We start from the raw sequence: 20,375 nt of genomic DNA, 5'->3' as shown, positions 1-20,375 counted from the left end.
GGGGTAACCCCTGTAAATTGATTATAAACCCTTCGACAGGCTCAGGGGTGACATTATGCTTTACGATTATCAGTATAGAAAACGACTGTCATGCTGAGCCCTTAGTCAGGCTCAGGGCAGGCCGTTAAAAGAGGAACTTGCCGGTTGTATCGTTTTATAGTCTAGTGACAAGTAGAATTTATACTCCTGGTGCTCCCCTTTGAGGGGGAGCTGCCCGTAGGGCTGAGGGGGTGTTTTTTCGTACTAAGCCATTTTGTACTTAACCATTAACTATGGCGTTTTCTCCTATACCACCACCCAATCAACATGAACACCAGCATACCTCCTATCCCCAATGCCCAATACAGTAGTGTATTGCTCTCAAAATGTATAGGAGCAGGGTCACCTACCAGGTAAAACCCAGCCCAATATACCGGTTGGGTACGATGTATATCGGCATTGGCGAGGTATTGTAATTTTGCTTGTTGTAAGGCTTTGGCTTTGTTCATTCCTTTTTTAAGGTGGGTATAAAAATATGTCATCAATTCTGGGGTTGTATTGTCTGATACCTCCCAACGGCTTAACAATAAACTTTTGGTACCTGCATACTGAAATGCATTACCCAAACTCATCACTCCCTCGCCTTTGGCAATTTTACCAGTACCTGTATTGCAGGCACTAAGTACGGTGAGCTCTGCCGGGATATCCATAGCAAATAACTCATGACCATAGAGCAGATTATCTTCTAGGGTGTCTTTGGTTTTGGTAAAGTAGAGCTTTGAGTTTTCTGGGCGTTCGTGGTCTACATCGCCGTGCAAGGCCAGGTGTAAGATATTATACCGGTTAGCATTTTTCTTAAAATTAGCTTCGATAGCCTGTGCCCCATAATAATATTGGCCATCGATGATATTAGAAATGGCTTTGATCTCTTTACGGGTACCCGGCAGGTCATCTCCCAGGCCTCTTAAGGTGGACAAACTCATTTGATGGGTTTGCGCATTGTTTTTTGCCAGTTGGATACTGTCTGAAAACGAAAAGGCCAGACATTCTTGTTTTTTAGTATTAGATGCTGTTGTTGCCTGACGGTCCTGTGTAAATACCAAATTGGCTGCATTGGCATAAGAGATAGCATAATTTCTAAGCAGATAGGATAAGTTTACCGGATTGTTAGAAGCATCGTTTTGTGTAAGTAATATCTCAAAATTAAGATGCCATAACGGCCCATCTGGGATAATGACCAATTGATCACCTACCAATTGATGACGTATAGGGTCTACCAATTGTTGATATAAGTCATGCCCTAACGTTTTATAAGCTTGTAAGTCTTTTGAGGTGATATGATTACGAAACGCTTCTACTCGTTTCACCAGATCTGGGGTTACCAATTCTTGTACACTTACCTGTTTTTTAGAAATGATAAAAGCATAGGTAAGCGTATCGGCAGTAAAAAACTCGAGGATGGTAGTATGCTCATCTAATTGTTGTTGGATTTCTTGTAGCGAAATCATCTTTTTTTGATGTGCCAATTGGTAATAGGCAGGATAGTTTTTTTCTAAGATACGGATTACAGAATCCTGCCGCTGGGTGATCTCGAACAATTGATTTTCGAAGCGCGTGATTTTGGCAGTATCTCTTTTTTGCTGGGCATGTGCTTTGGTGATTTGGGATTGGTAAAATGCCTGATCGGTACGTAGTTCTTTTTCCAGGGTTACCAGATCACTGGGCAATCCTGTATATTTTTTGGCATTGGCGTTGTTTAAGAGTTCTTTTAGGGTATTGGCCTTGCTTTTCTCGGTATAATAAAAGGCGTGTGCCAAGGCCTTTTGATCTTTTTGTAATTCATACAACAGTAATTGTGTAGCCATAGCCTCATGATAAATGGCTTTGGCTTTTTGTGAAAAAGCTACTTTGTCTTGATAAGCGGTATACGTACCTCGAATTTGATCGATTAGTACATCGGCTTGTTGGTATATTGCTATAGCGTTAGCCAAATGTTCTTGATTTTGATCTTGTTGATAAAGCAGGTTGTATACCTTGGCTTTCCCTTGTAAAGAGTTTAATAGGATGTTAAGATCATAATAATGATCTGTACCATCTTGCTTTTGTAAATTTTTGTTGGCATCGATGGCTTTGTCATAAAATGATAAACTTATGGTATACTCCTTTTGTGCCCAATACACTTTTGCTATGGTATTATAGGATTGTGCTACTTTGGGATGGTGGGTATTAAATACAGCTAACCGTATGCTTAATGCTTTTTGGAAACTTGTTAATGCAGTAGTATATTCTTTTTTGTCAAAATAGATATCTCCTAAATTATCATATGAATCGGCGATGTCAGGGTGATTTTTGCCAAAAATAGTCATTCTTATATGTAGTCCTTTTTGAAAATATTCTAATGCTTTAGAGAAGCTTCTTTGTGCAGCATACACTTCTCCTAAATCGTTATAAGAATATGAAATATCTATATGATATTGATCCAGGAGTTGCAAGCGTAGACCTAGTGCCTTTTTAAGATAAAATACAGCTTGCTTATAATCTTCTTTTAATTTGTAAATCACTCCTATATTATTGTAATTAAGAGCAGACCTTTTATTTATTTCTCCATTAATTGAATTATTAACATAAAGTGCTTTCTTCAAGTATTGTAAAGATTTATTATATTCTCCTTTGTATTTATATATAATACCAATATTGTTGTATAACATTGATCTTTTTAGATCTTCATTAATTTCTAATGCTTGATAGTAAAACTCTAATGCTTTTTCATATTCTCCTTTTTTTTTATAGCAAATTCCAATCTGCGTAAGTAAAAAGGTGATTTTTACTTTATTTTTTTTATGAGCTTTAGTTAATATATCTAGATTTTTTTTCAAGTAATTAATTGCTTTATTATAATCTGATGTTTTTTCATAAATATTTCCTAGAATCTCATAAGATTTAGTATGTTCAAAATGATTTTTTTTAAACACTTTTTCTTGAATCTTTAGGTTAATTTTAATGTGTTCTAATGCTCTGTTGTATTTTTGCTTTCGATAGTAAACAATGGCAAGGTTTGAATAATTATATCTTGTTTTAAAATGTTGTAGTCCTAATTTTTTTTCTTTAATTTCTAATGATTTTAGATAGTAATTCTCGGCTATATCATAGTTAATATATTGACCTTTTAGAAGATATATGTTTCCAATCAGTAGATATGATTTTGCAAAACTCAGATGGTCGGTTGAAAAGATTTTTTTTCTAATACTTAATGCTCTCTTATAATAACTTAATGCGGTATCAAAATCACGCATTCCCCAACAGTGATAATCTCCAAAGTTATCATATGCATTAGCTTCTTCTTTATTGTTTTTTGGCAGGTACTTTTTACAAATTTCTAAAGCTGTTTTCGCTGTATTTAAAGACTCTTCATAATTAGTATTTAACCTTTTACTTTCTGCAATCTTATTATAACAGCCAGCGACCCGTTCCCAGTTTTTATGGTGCTCATAGATGGGTAATGCTGTTTTAAAATAAGCAATCGCACTGTCTAAAACTCTATAGGTAAGTAATGAATCTGCTTTTTTAAAGTGCCTATAGGCTACCAGGGTATCGTTTTGGGTTTGGCTGTGGGTTGGGGTGATGGTTAGGAGGAAGATACACCATAGTATGGTTGTTATTGGCCAGAAGTCGGATGTCGGATGTCCGAGGTGTTTTTGTTCGGTCATATGACTTTGGTTTTTTGATGTATGGGGTATATGTGTATTCATTTTTGTTTTGTTTTTACACTTCGATAGCACTTCGACAAGCTCAGTGTGACATTACGTTTCTTAACTGTATTTTGTACTTCATTTTAGTCTTTTTATTAGCACTAATACAATTATAAACTATATTGTCATGCTGAGCCTGTCGAAGCATGTTTTTTGTATTTACGTTTTTATAAATTGAACACCCTTCGACAGGCTCAGGGTGACACTACGTTTTTTTAACTGTATTTAAAATTACATATTAATACTTTAGCAGTAATCCAATTATAAGTTACACTGTCATGTTGAGCTTGTCGAAGCATGCTTTTTGTATTTACGTTTTTATAAATTGAACACCCTTCGACAAGCTCAGTGTGACATTACGTTTCTTAACTGTATTTAAAATTACATATTAATACTTTAGCAGTAATCCAATTATAAGTTACACTGTCATGCTGAGCTTGTCGAAGCATATTTTTTGTATTTACATTTTTATAAATTGAATACCCTTCGACAGGCTCAGGGTGACACTACGTTTTTTTAACTGTATTTAAAATTACATATTAATACTTTAGCAGTAATCCAATTATAAGTTACACTGTCATGCTGAGCCCTTCGTCAGGCTCAGGACAGGCACTGTCGAAGTATGTTTAAATTGAGTAAAATTTTTCGAATATTTTACTAATTGCTCCCAATCTTCTTCGATCAACGCTATTTTCTTTCTTCTGCTCCATCCTTTTAGTTGTTTTTCTTTTAGTATTGCTTCACTTGGGTTGGTGTAAATTTTAAACCATTTGAGTCGCAAAGGTCTTTTGGTATAGGTATAACAATTAGGTTTATGTCCGTCTTGATGTTCATTCAATCTACGTTCTAAATCATTTGTCATTCCTATATAAAATGAACCATCTTTACATTCGATAATATAGGTATAATAGTATTTCATTTTATGGTTTTTATCTTTCGAGAACATTTTGGTAACACTTCGACAAGCTCAGTGTGACAAACGTTTTATGATTGTCAGTGTTAAAAAACAACTGTCATACTGAACCTTTCGACAAGCTCAAGACAGGCACCGTCGAAGTATGTTTCTTTATAGTTAATGTCATTTGGATTGTTTTTGTTACTTTTCTTGGTTTTTTAAACAAATTTAATAATGAAATAAGGGTTAACCTCTATAATCCTAATATCATAGATTCCTGCCTTTAGTTTATTCTGAGTTTATCGAAGGGTTGGAATGACACGGAAAATATTAATAAGATAAGAACTTAATTATAGGCATTTCTTATTTTATGTCATTCTGGACTTGATCCAGAATCTATTTGTTTCTATGTTTTGGATTCCAGCCTACGCTGGAATGACACGGGTAATATTAATACCGGCAACTAACATCAAAAAACTTCTTCTCCCCTTTAGAAGAGTTGGGAGGATGTTTCTTTCATCTTCGGTTATTCAAATTTCTCTAATTTCAGTTCATTTCCGTCAAAAACTGCATAGGTATAATGAAGAATCCAATCTCCAAGATTCGTATAACTGGATTTTTCATTTAATTTTATTTCCATAGGAAGATGTCTATGACCAAAAACAAAATGATCTCTATGTTTAGTTGCTAGTTTTCTTTTACAGTATTGCACCAACCATTCATTATCTTCTCCTAAAAATGTCACATCTTCATCACCAGAAATCAGCTTATTTTTAACAGAAAGGTATTGTCCTAATTGCACACCTAAATCTGGATGTAACCATCTAAAAAGCCATTTGGATACTGGGTTGGTAAACACTTTTTTCATTCGTTTATATCCTTTGTCTCCTGGTCCCAGACCATCACCATGACCAATAAAAAAAGTAGTAGTATTGAAGGTAAATTCTTGTGGTTTATGATACACAGGTATATTAAGCTCTTCTTCAAAATATCCATTCATCCACAGATCATGATTGCCTACAAAGTAATATACTGGTATTCCTGCATCTGTAATTTCTGCCAGTTTTCCCATGGTTCTGGTAAACCCTTTAGGAACTACCGTTTTATATTCGAACCAAAAATCAAAAAGATCTCCTAATAAAAAGATAGCACCTGCGTCTTTTTTAACCTCATCCAGCCAACTTACAAACTTTTGTTCTCGCGGAAAACTCTTTTCTGATGTTGGAGCTCCTAAATGATTGTCACTCGCAAAATATACCTTTTTCCCAATAGGGATTTCTATGTGATGTTGATTCTTTTCTTCCATTTCCAGAACAAATATACTTGTTTTGTTTTAGCAAAATATGAGAAACTATTGTTGATCACAAAAAAAGAGGAAACTACCCTTTTTGGGTGGGAAAATGTGTCTGATCTGTTTATACATTTGCCTTGTGTTTGTAAACTGATCACTTATCAAACACGGTTAACCAAAAAGAGGGCAGCCCTTAAACAAGTGGGCTTTAAAAGCTAATATCGATATAATTATTCATTAACCATTAAAACTATTAGACATATACGTAACAATCAAATAAAATGAAGTCGATACTATGCTGATTTTGGGGTTTTAATTTAAAAAGATTAGCATAAATAAAACTAGGGTGTCTAAAAAATTAGGCGCCCTTTTGTTACTCTTATCATTTACTCGTTTAACAAGATTTCTTAGTCAACTACCACAGAGCAAGCTCACGAGGCATCCAGCGGAAAAACAGTTTTTACATTTCGAGGCAAGCCTCGGAGAATTAAACTCCACAATGTGTATTAAAAAGAAGTATTATTTACTTTTAAACAGTCGAATTGCTTCTGATTTATTTTTTACGTGTAGTTTTTCATAAATATTACGAACATGGTATTTTATAGTATTTAAACTTACATTTAGATCCTCTCCTATATTGGCATAGCTTTTCCCATCTGATAATAACGTCAATACACGATTTTCTCTTTCTGTTAATTCTTCAAACTTTTTTTCCTGAAATGACTCTACCACCATACGTGCAATATTTATACTCATTGGTGCTCCCCCATCTTCGGCCTGATTCAAAGCTTGCAATAATTTATCTGTTCCGGTACTCTTTGTTAAATAGCCAACTGCCCCAGCACATAAAGCTTCAAAAACATATTTAGAATTTTCATGTACGGTAACTACAATGATAGACACTTTGGGGAGTTTTGATTTTATATGTCGAATTCCCTCAATGCCATTCATGCCTGGCAATGTAATATCAATCATTACATAATCAGGGGCTAGTTTCTTTATATTAATCAACGCATCTTCACAGTTATGATAGGCTCCAACTACTTTAAAACCCTCTGAGTTATCTATAATCTTTTTATAAGATTGTAGTACAATATCATAATCTTCGATAAGAATTACTCGTTTCATTTTACTCGTTTTCAAACTATTTTAATTCCGAAAATAGTACACGGTTTTTCATAACTTCAAATATCACAATTACTTTTAACATTTCTCCCACCATAAAAAGGTAGTTTTATCCTAAATCACCCAAAAACTCTATACTGGTTCCTGGGATCGATTTTATGGTAAGCTTTCCTCCTATTCTATGCGCTCTTTTATGAATATTATTTAAACCATTCTTTCTTTTTAGATTATTTATATCAAACCCCTTTCCGTTATCTGTAAATGTAATTTTTAAGGTATTTTCAATTTTATAAAAACTCAATGTTACTTGTGTAGCATCAGCATGTTTAAGGCTATTTGTCATAATCTCTTTAAACATTAGTAACAACTGTCTACTCCAGTAGTATGGTAGTTTTATGTCTTTCTCGATTTGATTTTTTTCTATTTTAAAAGTGATTCCTTTATTCTGAAATAATTCTTCGCCAAAATCGGTTAAGTAAAACAAAAGTTCGTTTAGATTATCACTTTTAGAGTCTATGGACCACACAAAATCTTTAATCCCAAAATATAAATCTTTTGCATCTTTTCTTACTTGAGACACCATTTCTATAGACTTAGAGTTTTGTATCTCTTTGTCTTTCATAATCAATTCTGAAAGCACAGAAATACCTGCTAATTTATTTCCTAGCTCATCATGAAAATCTTGTGCCACGTTTTCTCTAACCGTACTTAATTCTTTTTCTAATTTGGTTGATTGAGCAATTGTATCTCTTAATAATACATTGCGTCGGGATACTTTTAATAATTGCGAATACACCAAAATGGTAATTATTGTAACTACTAATAAAGATGTCGAAATAATAACCCAAATATTCCTATACCACACTTGTGGTATTGTAAAATAATGTTCTTTAGAATACTTCCAGTTACTATTCAAATTTCTGGCTCTAAATTGCAAATAATGTTTCCCGGGGGCATAATTTTGGGTATTGATAATATTTGATTCTATAGGTACCCAAGCATTAGTGGTATTGGATCGATATTCTGTTAGTACAGGAATTTCTGAATAATCTATGATGTCTAAATTAAAATTACTTTTTTCTTGCTTTGCAATTAATCGTGGTGGCGTTATAGGCGAAAATGGTTTTGTATTATCGATTCTGGCTACTCCTTTATTACCTGCCACCCAAATTTGATGATTACGATCTTCAATCACAGTTGATGCGTAAGAGGATATGAAGCCTTGCTTATTTCCAAAATTATAAAACATTTCGTCTTTTAAAATTGAAAATCCTTTTTGAGTAGCAACCCACAAAACATCTCTATGGTCTAAAAAGATATTGTTAATCCTGGTAGAAGCTAAGCCTTCTTTCTCGCCATAATGAACGATTTCATTATTTGCTTTGATCAAAGAAACTCCATCAGAGGTTGCACACCAAACTCCTTTATCAGAAAAACTTGCTAATTTTTTAATATATAATTTTTTTAATCCTTCATTAGTTTTTAAGTGTCTAAGGCACGCTAAAGAATCAAAATCATAGATATAGATTCCGTTGTTTGTAGCAACCCATACCTCATCTTTAAAAAATGCGATGTCATTAATAACAATATTATCTCTATTGTTCACAAAAATACTTACGACCTCATCAGTTTGCAGATCTGTTTTACTTAAAAATGCACCTACATAAGAAAATGTATATTTCCCTTTTTGCCTTTGAAACAAAATCGATTTAACAAAATCATAATCAATTACTTGTTTCTTTTCTTCATCTCCTACAAATTGTAAAGGTATTACATTGGTACAGAGTTCATTTTGCATAAACCTCGTAACATGATAGTCAAATACCACCGGGGATAAGTTTTTTGTTTTAAAATTGTATCCATATATACTTTTATATTTTAGAAAAAAAACTTCGTCTTCCTGGCCGATAGCAATATCGATGATAGAATCTTCTTTAAGGAGAGTTTCTTTAACAATATTTGTGGTATTCATTATTTTATACAAACCACTGGCATTTGTGGTGATCCATATGTTTTCATCTTTATCCACAAGAATACCGCTAACTAAAAACGAAGCATCTATTTGATCAGAAAATAGCTGCCAATTATCGTTGTTTTTATCATAGATATAAATCAAATCATTTCCTGTCTTGCGTTCGCTTACCGAAAAAATTTCAAAAGATGACGTTCTTTTATACTTATTAATAGTCCCACCATTAAAATCATGTTTGATTTCTCTAATAATACTATCCTTATTAAAGATAAAAAAGTGATCTTTTTCTGTTGCGAAATACGTATGCTCATCATACCTTTCGAATAGGCTTATATATTTTTCCTTTAAAAAAGGAAAAACCAAGACTGTTTCTTCTTTCGACACATATTTATAAATTCCTTTTAAGCATCTTGGGTGAGGACATACAAAAGGCCCTTTAAAAAAATAATACGTACTGTCTACAATTTTACCTCTACTATATATATCCTTACCAAATCCTTGGTTGTCAAATTTTACATCGCCATATGTATCTTTAGACAGCGCCAATATTTCTCTTTTAAATTCCAGATCATTTTTTCTTTCATAATATAGATATATCCCATCATTTCCAACGGTAAAAATATCGTTGCCAAGTATAGCAAGGTTATCAATTCTAGAAATCTCATCATCTTTTATATCTGGTTTAAAAACAGAATCATTTACCATAAAATGAAGCCCTCCTTTATATACAGCAAGCGCCATAGTATCCTTATTATACTTTTTGACATCGACAATATAATTGGTCCTAAAACCATCGCTTAAATTAAAAACTTCAAACTCCTTGCCGTTATATTTTGCCAAACCATCATCTGTACCTATCCATAAATAACCGTCCTTATCCTGATACATCTGAAATGTAAAATCATGAGGTAATCCATCTTCTGTTTTATATTCAGTAAACTGGATCTGAGCACATAAGTGATTTGAAAATAGTAGCATAAAAACCAGATACCACCCAATATGTTTTTTTATGGTCATAGTGTTGTATAACGACTAAATTAAATGAGTGCAAAAATAGGTATTAGAATTCTGAAAAAACTACCCTTTATGGGTGGGAAATTTAAATAGCTTATACAGTAATTTTAGCATTTTAATTCTAACTTAAATAAAGAGTATACAAAATGAAAAAACAAATTTTAAATTTAGGAAAAACCTTAAGCAAAAAAGCACAACAACAAATTAATGGTGGTGGTGCATCACCTGACTGTCATAGACTTAGAGAAGGTGATTCTTGTGGCCCAAATTTGGTGTGTCAAAGACCTGATCAAGATGCAAGATATTTGATTTGCGTTCCTTATGACTGCTAATTCATTATCATACAACACTTCATTTAAACCAGGATTACGCATTAGAAAATCTATTACAGCTTCCAATTGCTTCAAAAACTGACGCTTTACTCTATTTTTATTGTAACCATAGCCCTTCGGCATTGCTCAGGATAAACTGCTATGCTGAAATTAAGAAAACACCTGTTTTTATTGTAGTTGAAACCTTCATAACGAAGTTCTAATTCATAATTCTGGTTAAACCAAAAAACGGTCATAATTCATAAAGATCATGATCGTTTTGATATTTGTTACATATAAACACTTAAAAGTATGTTTCTAATTATCAATAGCATACCACTCGGCATACGATGTTTCCGTTTCTTTCAATTTAAGTGAATGTAGTTCTATATTTTTTGGTAATCTAGCTTTAATTTTATTTGCAAAATCAATCACCATATTCTCGCTGGTAGGTTGATAGTCTACCAAAATAACATTGTGTCCTCTTTGTTGTAAGTCTTTTGCCAATTCTAAGTGAGGGGTATTTTTATTAAATACGGTTGCATGATCAAAAACATCCTCGATATCTTCTTTTACGATTTTTTTAAGATCACCAAAATCGATTACCATTCCAAATTTTACATTAGAGGCATCTGTAATTGGTGTGCCTATTACGGTTACACTTAATTTATAACTATGCCCATGTATATTTTTACATTTGCCATCATACCCATATAATGCATGCCCTGTTTCAAAAGAAAATTGCTTGGTGATACGAATTTTACTCATCGTCTGCTATCTAAATTTTTTGCAAAGTTACGGAAGATTAACGTTTCTTTTTCTTATTTATAAAATAAACCACTACCAGTATGATTCCTAAAATAAGAAATAATCCATTTCCTCCTAAAAAGTTTAATATATCCATTTTTATTTTTTTAATGTATTCAATGCGGTTTTTGTAAACTCTGAAAGTACTAATTCTCCTGATATGATAGCTCTTTTTGGCAATAATTCTTCCCAATGCGATGTGTTTTGCCAGTTTACTTTTTTCATTTGTTGTACCGCTTGTGGATTATATCCTCTTAGCTTTTCTGCAAAAAGTTGTACTTCTTTATTCAACTCTGCAATGGTTTCAAAAATACGAACATATAATCCTTGTTCTTTTGCCCAATACGCATTTTTCCATTGTGAAGCATCCCAAGCAAGCACTTCAAAAGCTGCCAAACCAATTTTTCTGGTTACGGCAGGTTCGATAACAAATGGGCCAATCCCAATAGTAAGTTCGCTTAATTTTATAGAAGCCGCTTCGGTCGCTAAACAATAATCACATGCTGCAGCTAATCCTACACCGCCCCCAACAGTTTTGCCATGTATTCTGCCAATAATAGGTTTTTTACAAGTACGCATAGCATTAATTACATTGGCAAAGCCCAAAAAGAAATGCTTTCCTTCTTCGGGAGTAGTTATCGCAATTAACTCATCAAAAGAAGCACCGGCACAAAATGCTTTCTCTCCTTCAGATTTTAAGATAATCACATATACCGATTCATCCTCTGATAATTGATCAAATGCTTTTGCTAAACGAGCTAAAAGTTCTGATGGAAAAGAATTGCTGGCAGGATGACCAAATTCTATAGTGGCTATATTATTTTCTATACTGGTATATAGGCTTCCGTTAGGTCTTGATGTCATTTTATATGGCTTTTAGAGTAAAATTACTACTTTATTTAGTATCATATAGAAATTTAAAAATTTAAACGCATTATACCCTATCAAACAGTTGTTATTTAGACCCCAAAGGTTTTGAAAACCTTTGGGGTCTTAGTACACTTTACAAAACAAGTTACTATTCTAAAACATATGCTTCTAGCATTTCCCTTATTACATAAGCTTTTTGACGATGTGCATGCTTAAAATTTTCTTTACCATCAAACAGTTTTAAAATATACTCTTTTGAAATGTTTGTAGATTTATCTAACAAAAATGCACGGTAAGAAGAGTATACATATGTCTCAAAATCTGTGGTAATTTTATGATATCTAGGATTTGTATGTATATATAAAACCAAATTCTTTATATACTCTTCATCTTTTATCTCCTTTCTTGAAAACTTCCTTTTAAACAAACTTCCAGATCTGGAATAAGTCTTATTTATTGCCTTAGAATAAGCATTAAACAAATTAGAAAATCCTTGTGATAATGCTTTCTTTTCGACAACATGAGAAGTCATAATCAATAAGTGAAAATGATTAGGTAGTAGACAATAAGCATATATTTCTGTTATAGGAACAATGTGTTTTTTTACTAACCTAAGAAAATAATAGTAATTCTTCTCTTCGATAAAAATGTTCTCTTTATTATTCCCTTGATTATAGATATGATAATATCTACCAGATGTTAAAACTTCATACTTCATTTACTTTAATTTAGATAGAAAACTTGCAAGAACACCCCAAAGGTTTCGAAAACCTTTGGGGTGTTTACGTAATTAATTACTCTCCTAAAATCTTAATATTATCTATATGATACCGAGTGGTTGCTCTGGGATCTCCCCCTATATATCTAAAACCTATTCTAATGTTTTCTCCTAAGCAAGAAATACCTATTGGTCCAATAGGTACAATACTCCCAAATGCATTTAATGGAGCTCTGGGTATAATTACATCTAATTTATGCCACGTGGTAGTTGTAATATCTTCGGTAAAATTATCTGTTATGAAAACCTCGATAATATTACCATTATCATATCCTGCTTGCAGATCAAAACTCAAAATCTCGTTAGCAGACATACTCAAATCTATATTTGGGGTAACTAACCATACTTCATACAAACTTTCTTTGGATCGATACCCAGTAATTTGAAGGTATCTATTCTCTGCAAAATCACCTGTTTTGTATGTTAACTTACCTCCTGTTTTATTGACATTTATCCATCCTTCAGTTTCTAAATCTTTTGTTTTAGCATCTGTAAAATCTTCTTCAAAAATGATTCTGGTAACTATAAAAGGTTCTGGACATTTTAGTACAATAGGATCACATCGTGTTTCATTATCAAAGGTTAAATCAGTAGGGCTGTTAAGCACCAAATTATACCTGTTGCCTAGATAATTTTTAGTTAAAATTCCTTCGAAACTTCCTTGTTGACTGGGTAATTTGAGTCCCTTAAAATCAGAAAAAGTACTGGTGCTTAATACAGTTGTTCTTCTTGACACACAACTTTCTAGTATACGTTCTCCATCAAACTTATCATTAGACTCTGCTGCAAATGTAAATATGTTATTATCTAACACCTGATTTTTGGTAAACTGTACGTTTTCAACTTTAATAAAAAGAAGCAATAATTGGTCTGTAAAGTCTTCTAACGTTATTTTTAAAGGTGCTATAGTTGCTATTTCTGTAGAGCGCAATATGATATCATCTTTGCCAAAAGAAGGAATTGCTCCTATAGTAGTTCCTTCTGAAATACCCAATGTAGGAACACCATTTTCTATCCCTAGAGATAAACCATCTAGCTTAACATACACTTTACGGCCAAATTCGTAGAATGTAAATAGTGGGTTTTCATCTAGTAATAAACGTATTCCTGCTGTTGGTTTTGTAGGTTTATCCTGAAGAATAAGTTCCTTAAAAAAGTTTCCTGCTTTATCACTGGATATTACATACCCTTCTATATAATTATCCGTTTCTTTAAAAATGACCTTTGCATTTTCTCCATTCTTTTCTATTTCTTGTCCCAAAATACCCTTTATGGCATCTATGGTAATTAATGTACCATGTATGGTAGGTTCTTCAATTTCTTTTTCTAAAACACTAAACTCATTTTCTGTAGTACAGGACATGGTAAGCAGTAACATTAATAGCAATAGAGTGTAATTAAAAGTTTTCATTGTTGTAAGTTTTACGGTATCTTGTTTATACTATTTTATAATCTGAGATAAACAGTAAGGTAATAGGTGGTTCCTGGACCAAAAAAGTACTTTGATCCATATATGGGTGTTGCTCGTTTTGATTCTTCTAAGGCCAGTTGATAATTTGCATTTCTAGCTTGTTCAAAACCACCTGTTTTATATGCTTGATTAAGAACATTATTCACAGAAGCAAAGAAGCCTATATAATTCTTTTTTACTCTCCAGGACTTACCTCCTATCGCATTTACCAAAAAATAATCTTCTAATTCTTCTTGATTTAAAAGACTTTTCGCAACATCTTCATCATAGCTTACAAATGGTAAGCCATCGTTATCTTTATAGAAATTGGATGTTCTGGCAAACGGACTAATTTTTATAAATGCATTAGAAAAATAATTAGTGTTTATCCCAAACCACCAATAATTTGGATCCCGATATTCGAATCCTAATTGCGCTACTCTTTGTGGACCGGTTGCGATATGATATCCTTTTAAAAAGGACATTCCTAAATTTTTTGTCCCGCTATCTTTTATAAACGACTCACTGGTACTGGTGAGTATACTATTGGGGTTATTATCGAATGTAAAGTCTCCTATAGCTGCAACACCTTTTAACTTTAATTCTGGAGTAACCTGATATGATATTCCCAACTCCCCGCCCAAATATAATTTATCGATATCGGTAAGAATTTCTTGCACATAACCTGTATTAGAACCCGTAATAGCCTCTGTAAAAAAAGATGAGACCTGACTATCATTTCTTATTTTTGTATAATACCCAGCTAATTCTGCTTGTACTCTTGGTGATCGAAATATGTAAGCAATATCAAAAGATTTTGTTGATGGGCTTGTTTGATTTTTATATAACAATTGTGAGACTGTATAATTATTTTGTCTGGGATTTACAAAGACGTTTCTTATTGTTGGAGCTTTATTAAAATAAGCACCATGATAACGTAGAAAATGGTGCCCATTTATAGCAAATGTCCCTCCCGCTTTTATTCCATAATTCAAAAACTTTGTAGCGCTACTCTTTCCAAAAGAGTTGTTATCAGAAAAATATCCATTTTCGAATAATCCATTTCTTTGATAGGATGTCTGAGAAACAGTTGCGCTTACAAAGAGGTTCATGTTTCTATATTTAAATTGCCCTTGCAAAAAACCATTACCAACATAAGCATCGATCTCATAATTATAGTTATAGGTATCTCCTACTTTTACAGTACGATTCGGGTTACGAATATCGCTTTGAATCCTGGTAACAAAATCTGAAGAAGCTATTTCTGTAGTGTTTACAGCAAACGCATCTATATCCAAAAAACCAGTCCCTCCTAGTAAGTCTTTTACTTTGGCAAAGTTCTGATTCTTTTCATTTTGATAGTGAATAGCTGCATCCAAAGTAATATGTTCGTTAAACCGGGTATTAAGAATCATACTACTCATAATACGAGTACCTTCTATTTGGTGATCATATAACATATATGTAGCATTTTGACCTTGTTTACTATTTTGTTGATTGGTTATTACCAAATCATCCCAATTTAATTGTCCATTCTGAATAAGATGTTGCGTTGCCAGATAAGCATTCTGATACTGTAAAGGGCTTGGATTAGGCCCTTTTAGAAATATGCTTGGTAAATTTTGAGGATGTATAGGATTAATAGCTGTACTTCTTCCTCCTCCTATAAATGTTTGCTCTCCGCCAGCTTCTAACACCATATCTTTGCCACCTACATCAATACCACTGTTCGAAATTGTACCTGTCTGAACTGCAATATTGGTCTGTATTTTTGTGTTTTTAGTAATATCCCAATAATAATTACACATTATCAAAGGTTGCTCTATAAGCTTTTCTCTAGAGTTTCTTGGCTTACCATTTTGGTACCCCCAGTTTGGATTGTAAGTATTTCCTTTAAGATTAGCAACTTCTTCTGTAATGGCGGTAGACCTTCCTCTTCGAATAGGTGTATAAAGCCCTACCAGATTAAGAGCATGTTTTCTTCCCCATTTTTTTTCTACAGCTATAAAAAATGAATTTGCATCATAAAAGGTTCCTTCTATATATCCTTGATTTCCATACCTTCTTGACAAAGAAGTAGAAAAAGCCCAGTTGTTTTTTGTAAGACCAGAATTATAGGTGGTCATTATTCTTCCTTGATAGCTTCGATTAGACATCGCATATGATATCCTACTACCTTTACGATACTGCGAAGCTCTCATAGTAATATGCGATGTACCTGTAAGCCCACCAAAAATGTATTCGTTTTCTGAAATTCCCTTGGTATACGTCTGATTTCGTTGTACGTCATTTAACCCTCCCCAGCTTCCCCATTCTGGACGACCATTATAAAGAGTGTTCATCTCAATACCATTTATTAGCATCTTTCCATTCTCATTTCCCAGTCCTCTGATACGAAAAAATGCAGCACTAAAATCGTACGCAGCCGCATTCAAAAAAACATCTCGAGTGGCTTGAAGCAAAGGAATATTACTATAAGACGCTTCTTCTTCTAATTCGATGTTGGATAAATAAATTGTAGTTCCTAATTGCTCTCGATCAATAGCATATTGTAATTCTATTTTTTTTAGGTCAAGATGTTCTCCTTCATGAATAACAATAGGAAAATATTTAGAAATATATCCATTCTTTGAAATTACCAAAACCTGTTCTCCAAGTGGTAACGAAGGTTCATTAAACTCAAATACTCCAAAAGAATTAGTATTAGTTATTTTATCTGTTTCACTAATTTTTACAACAGCTTCAGAAATGTTTTCTCCAGTGATATCATCAGTAATAATTCCTTTGACAATAGTTTGTTGAGCTTTTGTAACTAAACTACCGCATAAGAAAATTAATCCTAAACAAATGCTACAAAAACAAGGCTTCTTATTCATTACAACTTCTATTTACACATCTCATTATTAATGATCTATAATTATTAAAAAGCAAGATTACAACATCAGAGTATCATTTTCTGATACTGAAAAAATTAATCTTTGCAATTCATGTATTTCTTAAATTATTATTTTATGGTTAAAAAACGATTTCTTATCATCTGTGTTCTATTAATTTCTGCTGCTCTTTTGGGGCAGCAAAAAAAGGAATATCATATCCAAACAGTTGCATTTTACAATCTCGAAAACTTGTTTGATCCTGAAGATGATCCAATGACTTTTGATAATGACCGAACTCCTGATGGAAAAGATCATTGGACTTATGAAAAATATACCGATAAAGTAAATAGAATGGCCCGTGTTATTTCGGAAATTGGTGCCGATATTACTGCTAACGCTCCTGTTATTATTGGGGTAGCCGAAATTGAAAATAGAAAAGTATTAGAAGATCTCACTAAGAGTAAGCTTCTTATTAACAAGGATTATGGTATTGTTCATTATGACTCTCCAGACAGAAGAGGTATCGATGTTGGACTGTTGTATCAAAAGTCATTGTTCAAACTAAAAAACTCTAGTTCACATAAACTTATACTTTACGACAATAACACATCAAAAAGAATATTTACTAGAGATCAATTGTTAGTAAGTGGTTATCTGGATGGTGATTTGATTCATATACTTGTAAATCATTGGCCTTCTAGAAGAGGTGGTGAAGCAAAAAGTAGTTACAAACGTAAAAAAGCGGCTTTACTAAACAAGAGAATTATCGATTCTTTATTTGCGATTGATCCTTATTCAAAAATAATTACCATGGGTGATCTTAATGATAATCCAAATAGTCCTAGTGTAAAAAAAGTATTATCTGCCAAAAACAGTAAAAAGGATGTTAAAATAAAAGAGTTATATAATCCCATGGCATTACTTGCCAAAAAAGGGATTGGTTCTATTGCATGGAGGGATCAATGGCATTTATTTGATCAAATGATTATCTCTGCTTCTCTACTGCAACCAGAATATTCTTCTTATCGATTTTATAAAACAGGAATATACAATGTACCCTACTTAATGAACCCTAATGGTAAATACAAAGGTTATCCTTTTAGAAGTTATGCTAATGGGAGTTATACATATGGGTATAGTGATCATTTTCCTGTATACTTATATCTTATTAAGGAAAAATAACCTGTTTTTTGAGCATGTATTTTAAAAAATATGATGCAAAAAAACCCTGTACAAGTAGGTTATACAGGGTTTTTGACTTTTACTGTCCAATCGTTATAGTATTTGAACAAGCCGTATTGGTAACTTCTTCAAAAGTAGTTCCTTCTTCGATAGTGCTGGTTTCTGATTGTCCTAGTACAGTAGTAGTCATAGTACCATCACCATTATCACAAAAAGTAGTTGCAAAACTTAGAACTTCACATTCTTTACAGTTTTTGCTTCCTTCATCATCATCATCACTACCACAAGCAACAAATCCTAATGCCAAAATAAAGATTGACAAATACATCATTTTTTTCATAATTCAGTTTTAATAGATTAGGGGGAATCTAATATAAACGTTATTTAATTAATTAACAAATAATTAAGAATTAAATTACATTTAAAAGAGTAAATGTGTATTTTGTCGATGTTTCCTTTTAGTTATAAAACAAAAAAGGTGACCTTATAAGTCACCTTTTGTATTTATATTTTAGTTTTTTATTCGCAAGTAGAACGCTCTACATAAGTATCAAAGGGTACACCAATATCTTTATCGTCTATAAAAGTACTCCCATTTTCTCCTCTACATACAACGATTGTAATATCACTATTAGTACATAACAAACATATTTTTCCTGCAATAGTACAGTCACCCAATGTTGCCAGTTCTTTTTCCCATATCAATTTCTCATCATCATCAAGACTGCAGCTGTTACTTAAATAACTCTCTATAGAAGTTTTATAAGCACTACAGTTATTAGTAGAAGTGTTTTCGCGATAGGTGTTTCCTAAGTCTGCAACTTCAACTCTTGCCTGACCGCAATCTACAGGCTCAGCGCCATCATCGCTTCCGCATGCTACAATACCCAGGGCAAGGATATATGCAACAACATATATAAGTTTCTTCATGTTATATTCCAATTTGGGTTAAGTAGCTCCAAAAATAAGAAAATTAACTCGGATTATGTAATTTGGGTGTATAACAAGCTAACTTTAAGAACAAAAAGGGTTAATCAACCTCATAAACAAAGTCCTTATTCACTATAAATTACTTTTATAGGTATGAAATTGATTACAAGAAAGAAATTGTATTTTTAGCGTTTCAAAAAATAAACCTATATTCCCCAGTTAAAATATAAATTGTCTAGAAAACAACAGTTTTGAACGAAACACTAAGTCACAAATTTAATACAATTCTTATCGGTGTAGCTTTTTCACCTAATTTAAAAAACAACATTTTCGAAGCTATGAGAATGGTTGATTTTTTTGATTCTAAAATGATTATCGTTCATGTAGGAGAGAAAACAGAAGAAAAAGAACAGAAGATCAAAAAATTGATTTCAGGCTTTTCTAATGATCATGAAAAAGTAGAAGTTATCTGGCAACAAGGAGATCCTGTTACAGTAATTATTGAAACTGCTAAAGAAAAAAAAGCAGATCTCATCATGTTAGGTGCTATCCCAAGAGAAGATTTTGTTAAGTTTTATATAGGTTCTATCGCTCGAAAAATTACACGTAGAGCGCATTGCTCTGTACTATTACTTATTAAACCGTCTGAAGATTTAAGACCTTGCAATCATATTGTTGTAAATGGATTAAAAGACGTTAAAACCAAGCAAACCATTCTAGATTCATTCGAGGTTGCTCAAAATATTGGTGCTCAAAAAATTACAATCGTAGAAGAAATCTCACATCAAGAAGTCAACGTTGTTGTACAAGATGACGAAACGCTATTAAAAGATACTTTGATAAAAGAGCAACTTGCCAAAAATGAAGATCAAAGAGTTCGACACATTTTGAATGATGTTCCTAAAGATTTAAAAGAAAATATTTTGATTAAAACCCAATCCATTTTTGGAAAAAGAGGTTACTCGATTGGTCATTATGCAAAAGTGGTAGCTGCAGATCTATTAATCATGAACGCTCCCAACAAAACAACATTTCTAGATCGTATTTTTCCTCACGATCTTGAGTATATCTTATCAGAATTACCAACCGATGTTTTGATTATGAGATAAAATGAAACAAGTCAAAGCAAATTTTTGATGTAGCAAA

General features: G+C 32.7%; 15 protein-coding genes. 3 read left to right on the top strand and 12 right to left on the bottom strand.

The genetic code is table 11. The annotated features are described in order from the left end of the window. Positions 1 to 266: 266 nt before the first annotated feature. The 5 genes from ABW636_RS18160 to ABW636_RS18140 all read right to left on the bottom strand — a co-directional run bounded on the left by ABW636_RS18160 (position 267) and on the right by ABW636_RS18140 (position 10,028). Positions 267 to 3,728, bottom strand: coding sequence for a CHAT domain-containing protein (locus ABW636_RS18160; protein ID WP_367591491.1), 3,462 nt, complete (start codon positions 3,726 to 3,728; stop codon positions 267 to 269). A 577-nt stretch (positions 3,729 to 4,305) separates the two neighbouring features. Then, positions 4,306 to 4,647 (bottom strand): GIY-YIG nuclease family protein, encoded by a 342-nt coding sequence (locus tag ABW636_RS18155; RefSeq protein ID WP_367591490.1) that lies wholly within the window; start codon positions 4,645 to 4,647, stop codon positions 4,306 to 4,308. 502 nt (positions 4,648 to 5,149) lie between these two features. Continuing rightward, positions 5,150 to 5,905, bottom strand: coding sequence for a UDP-2,3-diacylglucosamine diphosphatase (locus ABW636_RS18150; protein ID WP_367591497.1), 756 nt, complete (start codon positions 5,903 to 5,905; stop codon positions 5,150 to 5,152). 528 nt (positions 5,906 to 6,433) lie between these two features. Beyond that, entirely contained in the window at positions 6,434 to 7,042 is a 609-nt protein-coding gene (locus ABW636_RS18145) for a response regulator (RefSeq protein WP_367591489.1), read from the bottom strand. A 106-nt stretch (positions 7,043 to 7,148) separates the two neighbouring features. Further along, positions 7,149 to 10,028, bottom strand: a complete 2,880-nt coding sequence (locus ABW636_RS18140; protein WP_367591488.1) for a ligand-binding sensor domain-containing protein — start codon at positions 10,026 to 10,028, stop codon at positions 7,149 to 7,151. A 143-nt stretch (positions 10,029 to 10,171) separates the two neighbouring features. On the opposite strand from ABW636_RS18140, the gene ABW636_RS18135 reads away from it, so the two are divergent. Continuing rightward, positions 10,172 to 10,357, top strand: coding sequence for a hypothetical protein (locus tag ABW636_RS18135; RefSeq protein WP_367591487.1), 186 nt, complete (start codon positions 10,172 to 10,174; stop codon positions 10,355 to 10,357). A 297-nt stretch (positions 10,358 to 10,654) separates the two neighbouring features. Here the strand turns inward: ABW636_RS18135 and ABW636_RS18130 are convergent, their stop codons facing one another. The 5 genes from ABW636_RS18130 to ABW636_RS18110 form a co-directional block, all read right to left on the bottom strand. Further along, complete coding sequence (locus ABW636_RS18130) at positions 10,655 to 11,104, bottom strand: 6-pyruvoyl trahydropterin synthase family protein (RefSeq protein ID WP_367591486.1); 450 nt, start codon at positions 11,102 to 11,104, stop codon at positions 10,655 to 10,657. A gap of 138 nt (positions 11,105 to 11,242) precedes the next feature. Continuing rightward, positions 11,243 to 12,007 (bottom strand): enoyl-CoA hydratase/isomerase family protein, encoded by a 765-nt coding sequence (locus tag ABW636_RS18125; protein WP_367591485.1) that lies wholly within the window; start codon positions 12,005 to 12,007, stop codon positions 11,243 to 11,245. A 154-nt stretch (positions 12,008 to 12,161) separates the two neighbouring features. Beyond that, positions 12,162 to 12,731: a transposase gene (locus tag ABW636_RS18120; RefSeq protein WP_367591484.1), complete on the bottom strand. Its 570-nt coding sequence runs from the start codon at positions 12,729 to 12,731 to the stop codon at positions 12,162 to 12,164. Positions 12,732 to 12,807: 76 nt separating this feature from the next. Then, complete coding sequence (locus ABW636_RS18115; protein ID WP_367591483.1) at positions 12,808 to 14,202, bottom strand: DUF5689 domain-containing protein; 1,395 nt, start codon at positions 14,200 to 14,202, stop codon at positions 12,808 to 12,810. Between the two features lie 35 nt (positions 14,203 to 14,237). After that, the gene (locus tag ABW636_RS18110) at positions 14,238 to 17,117 is read right to left on the bottom strand and encodes a TonB-dependent receptor (protein WP_367591482.1); all 2,880 of its coding nucleotides are present in this window, start codon (positions 17,115 to 17,117) and stop codon (positions 14,238 to 14,240) included. A 135-nt stretch (positions 17,118 to 17,252) separates the two neighbouring features. On the opposite strand from ABW636_RS18110, the gene ABW636_RS18105 reads away from it, so the two are divergent. Continuing rightward, positions 17,253 to 18,299 carry an endonuclease/exonuclease/phosphatase family protein gene (locus ABW636_RS18105; RefSeq protein ID WP_367591481.1) on the top strand — a complete coding sequence of 349 codons (1,047 nt, stop codon included), beginning with the start codon at positions 17,253 to 17,255 and terminating at the stop codon, positions 18,297 to 18,299. 79 nt (positions 18,300 to 18,378) lie between these two features. Here ABW636_RS18105 and ABW636_RS18100 read toward each other — a convergent pair whose 3' ends face one another. Further along, positions 18,379 to 18,639 (bottom strand): hypothetical protein, encoded by a 261-nt coding sequence (locus tag ABW636_RS18100; protein ID WP_367591480.1) that lies wholly within the window; start codon positions 18,637 to 18,639, stop codon positions 18,379 to 18,381. A gap of 179 nt (positions 18,640 to 18,818) precedes the next feature. After that, complete coding sequence (locus tag ABW636_RS18095) at positions 18,819 to 19,229, bottom strand: hypothetical protein (protein WP_367591479.1); 411 nt, start codon at positions 19,227 to 19,229, stop codon at positions 18,819 to 18,821. A gap of 251 nt (positions 19,230 to 19,480) precedes the next feature. Here ABW636_RS18095 and ABW636_RS18090 point away from each other — a divergent pair, with 251 nt between their 5' ends. Further along, the gene (locus ABW636_RS18090; protein ID WP_367591478.1) at positions 19,481 to 20,338 is read left to right on the top strand and encodes a universal stress protein; all 858 of its coding nucleotides are present in this window, start codon (positions 19,481 to 19,483) and stop codon (positions 20,336 to 20,338) included. The last annotated feature ends 37 nt before the right edge of the window (positions 20,339 to 20,375 follow it).

Origin of the sequence: Aquimarina discodermiae (assembly GCF_040786235.1) — a bacterium.
GTDB lineage: Bacteria > Bacteroidota > Bacteroidia > Flavobacteriales > Flavobacteriaceae > Aquimarina.
This window is presented reverse-complemented; position numbering and strand designations above follow the sequence as displayed.